General features: G+C 73.2%; 3 protein-coding genes and 1 pseudogene. All 4 read left to right on the top strand.

From position 1 onward, the window contains the following. The coding region (locus AC08ON_RS00965; protein ID WP_476616295.1) for a glycosyltransferase at positions 1–390 on the top strand (390 nt) is incomplete at its 5' end. Between the two features lie 1,409 nt (positions 391–1,799). After that, entirely contained in the window at positions 1,800–2,675 is an 876-nt protein-coding gene (locus tag AC08ON_RS00960; protein ID WP_476606141.1) for a TylF/MycF family methyltransferase, read from the top strand. Between the two features lie 45 nt (positions 2,676–2,720). Further along, positions 2,721–3,503 (top strand): arsenate reductase/protein-tyrosine-phosphatase family protein, encoded by a 783-nt coding sequence (locus AC08ON_RS00955; protein WP_476606110.1) that lies wholly within the window; start codon positions 2,721–2,723, stop codon positions 3,501–3,503. Next, positions 3,500–3,679: pseudogene (locus AC08ON_RS00950) on the top strand (oxidoreductase); the annotation flags it as partial. The gene AC08ON_RS00955 and the pseudogene AC08ON_RS00950, both read left to right, overlap by 4 nt.

The raw sequence follows: 3,679 nt of genomic DNA, 5'->3' as shown, positions 1-3,679 counted from the left end.
GCGTTGCGGATGGTCGGATTCGCCGACCAGGAACGGCTCCCCCGCCTGTACGCGGCCAGCGACCTCTACCTGCACCCCGCCGAGCGGGATCCGCATCCGCTGGCGGTCAAGGAGGCGGTGCTCTGCGGCCTGCCGGTGGTGGTCAGCGACCGGGTGGGCTCCACCGGCCCGACCGACGACGTCCGTCCCGGCCGCAACGGCCGGGTTCACCCGGTCGGCGATGTGGACGCGCTCGCACGGATCCTCGGGGAGCTACGCGCGCGCCCCGACGTCCTGGCCAGGATGGCCCAGGAGTCGGAGAAGGTGATCGGCGACATCGAGCTCGCCGCGTCCGTGGACGGCTTCCTGCGCGCCGTTGCCCATGTGCGCGACACCGCTCGGCGCGGATGACCAGAGCCGTCAGCCGCCGGGCCGTCATGACCGGCCCGCTCACGAGCCGGCTTCCCCGCTCCACCGTCGCCGTGCTCGCCGGCAACGCGGGCACGCTGGTCGTCGGGACCGCGACCGGAGTCCTGGCCGCCCGCACTCTGGGGCCGGTGGCCCGCGGCGAGTTCGTCGCGCTGCAGACCTGGGCGGGCATGCTCGCGATGGTGTTCGCCCTGGGTGTCTCCCAGACGCTGGTCACCGATGACGGTGAGGACCGCGCGCTGCTCGGCCCGCTGCTCACCCAGACCGTCGCGTCGGCGCTGCTCGCCGCGGTGCTGTTCACCGTGGTGCCGATGCTGATCACTGTGGGCCCGGGCCGTTCGGGCGGCACGGGAGCCGGGCGGGGACCCGCCTGGGACGCCGTCGCCGTGCTGGGCGCGACCTGCTTCACCGCCGCGGCCGTGGCCGCCTCCAACGCCGCCGGGCTCGCGCAGCGCCGCGGTCGGATGACCGGCGAGTTCCAGCTCGTCCGGCTGCTACCGGCGGCGGCGACACTGGCCGCGTTCGCCGCGCTCGCCGGCAGGGGAGTCCGCGATCCAGGCCTGTGGATGCTGACCCTCGGCGTGACGGCCCTGCTACCCCCACTCGGGTACCACGTGGCGGTGCTCGGCGGCCTTCCCGCCCTCGCGCGGCCGGGACGCCTGCTGCCCCGGCGCCGTTTCATGCGGTCCGCCCTGGGGGCCTACGGCACCGTCGTCGGGGCCCAACTCATCTACAAGCTGGACATGCTGCTCGTCGCCACCTTCCTGGCCGCCGAGCAGGTGGCCTTCTACGCCGTCGCCGTCGCCGTCGCCGGCGCCGGCACGACCGTCTGCCAGGCGACCGGCATGGTGATGTTCAGCCGGCTCCGCGCCCTGGTCGATCCCCGGCAGCGGGCCCGGATGGTGCGCCGCGCGGTCATCGCCACCGTCGCCCTCGCCGCCGCGGTGGCGGGCGCGATCGCCCTCGTCACACCGACGGCCATCCGCATCGTCTACGGCACGCGGTTCACCCCCGCTGCCCCGGCCGCCCAGGTCCTCGTGCTGGCGACCATCCCGCAGTCCGTCGACTACCTGCTCACCCATGTGCTGCTCGGGTTCCGTGCCGCCCGCACGGTGCTTGCCATCCAGGTCCCGGTCGCGCTGTCGACCGTGCTCGGCCTCGCGGCGGCGCTGCACGACGGCCGCCTGCCGATCGTGGCCGCGGTGTCGGGGATCACCTACACCGCCTCGGCCGTGTCGCTGCACCTGGCCAGTACCCGCCTGCTCGCCCGCGCGGCAGGCGCCTCACCCGACAGCGTCCCCCTGGACGGCATCTCACCCAACAGCGAACGGAGCCCGACGGCCCACGGCCCCATCCCCTTTCCGCGCTCACCCCTCTCATCAGGAGCCACGATGACCACGACGCCGACCGTCGCCCCGCACGACCCGACCGTCGCCCGTCACGACCTTTCCGATACCTCGGTGCGGTATCTCGATCTGCTTCGCACGACGCTGACCTGCTCTCTCTGGGATGGTCGGGACGGCGGTGCGTGGGAGCCGCGCACCGGCGCGAAGAGGATGCTGGTACGAGCCTTCCGCAGCCAGGGAATGGAAATCGTCAGGAGGAGCGCACCGGGCGCCCGGACCGACGGCCGGGACTGGCCACGGCTGGCGCTCACGATGACCGGCGACCGCCGGATGCGCAACCTCCAGGAGTGCGCCGAACGAGTCATCGTCGACGGCGTCCCAGGCGACCTCATCGAGACCGGGGTATGGCGGGGCGGCGCGTGCATCCTCATGCGCGGGGTGCTCGCCGCCTACGGCGTCCCCGACCGCACGGTCTGGGTCGCCGACTCGTTCGCCGGCCTGCCCGCGCCCAATCCGGGGCGCTACGCCGCCGACACCGGCGACCGCCACCACGAGTACGCGGAGCTGTCGGTGTCCCTCGAGCAGATGCGGGACAACTTCCGCCGCTACGGCCTGCTCGACGATCAGGTCCGTTTCCTGCGCGGCTGGTTCCGGGACACCCTGCCCACCGCGCCCATCGAGCGCCTCGCGGTCCTGCGCCTCGACGGCGACATGTACGAGAGCACCACCGACGCGCTGACGGCGCTCTACCCGAAGCTCTCCGACGGCGGCTTCTGCATCGTCGACGCCTATGGAACCGTTCCCGGCTGCCGGGCGGCGGTCGAGGACTACCGGGCCGCCCACGGGGTGACCGAGCCGATCATCGAAGTCGACTGGACCTGCGTCTACTGGCGCCGGAGCGAGCCCTCGCGGTCGCGCTGAGCTGGTCCGCGCCCCGCCGACCCCGGCGGAGAGAGGAGGAAAGGGATGGCGGAGGAAGGGATGGCAGTGCTGCGACGACCGTGGGCAGTACTGATGGTGTGTACCGGAAACGTCTGCCGCTCGCCCCTGGCCGAGCATCTCGCCGCCGCCCGGTTCAGCGCCGCGCTGGACCAGATCAGCCTCGGCGCGGCCGGCGCGCGGGCATCCGGTGGGACCGGGGGTAACGAGCCCTCCTCCGAGGGACGGCATCCACCCAGCCCCGCCGGGGACCTTCTGGTGAGCAGCGCGGGAGTATGCGCCCGGGCAGGTGAGGCGATGTACCCCCAGGCCGCGGCAATCCTGACATCGCGGGGGCTCGACCCGTCCGGCTTCCGGGCAAGGTTGCTGACACCGGACCTGGTCCAGGCCAGCGATCTGGTACTGTGCGCGACCCGCGCACACCGCTCGACGGTGGTGGGCCTTGTGCCACGGGCCATGCGCCGTACCTTCACCCTGCGCGAGTTCGGACGGTTGACCTCCGGAGTCCGCCCCGCCGACATCCCCCCGGGCGGGACACGGGTGGCCGGGGAGTATCTCGCCGCCACGGCCCGGCGGATCCGGGCCGCCGGCCACGTGCTACCGGCTGCCCTCGACGACCTGGCCGACCCCCTCGACGGCGGTCGGGACGCGTTCGAGAACTGCGCGCGAATGATCGAAGAGACGCTGTCACGGCCGATGGCCCTGCTGGCGGAGGCGTGTCACGAGCGACTGGCGGCCACGCCTACGGACCCCGCAGACCCCGCAGGCCTCGCGGATGTCCCGGTCGACCGGACCCCGGCACCGGGATGAACATCCTGATCGGGAACCGGTGGCTGGCCGGCTTCCTCGACGAGACCCCCCTGCCCGGCCACTGCCGGATCCACCCGGACATCTGGGTGACGCTGTTCCCCGTGGACGGTCAGTTCTTCGTCAGGGCGGGCAGCGGCCGGGCCCTCGCCGCCTACACCCGCGAGTTCGGCATCCGC

It is taken from the genome of Frankia sp. CoWAU3 (assembly GCF_977971855.1).
The sequence above is the reverse complement of the archived record's forward strand: the minus strand, read 5'-3'. Positions and strand labels throughout refer to the sequence as shown.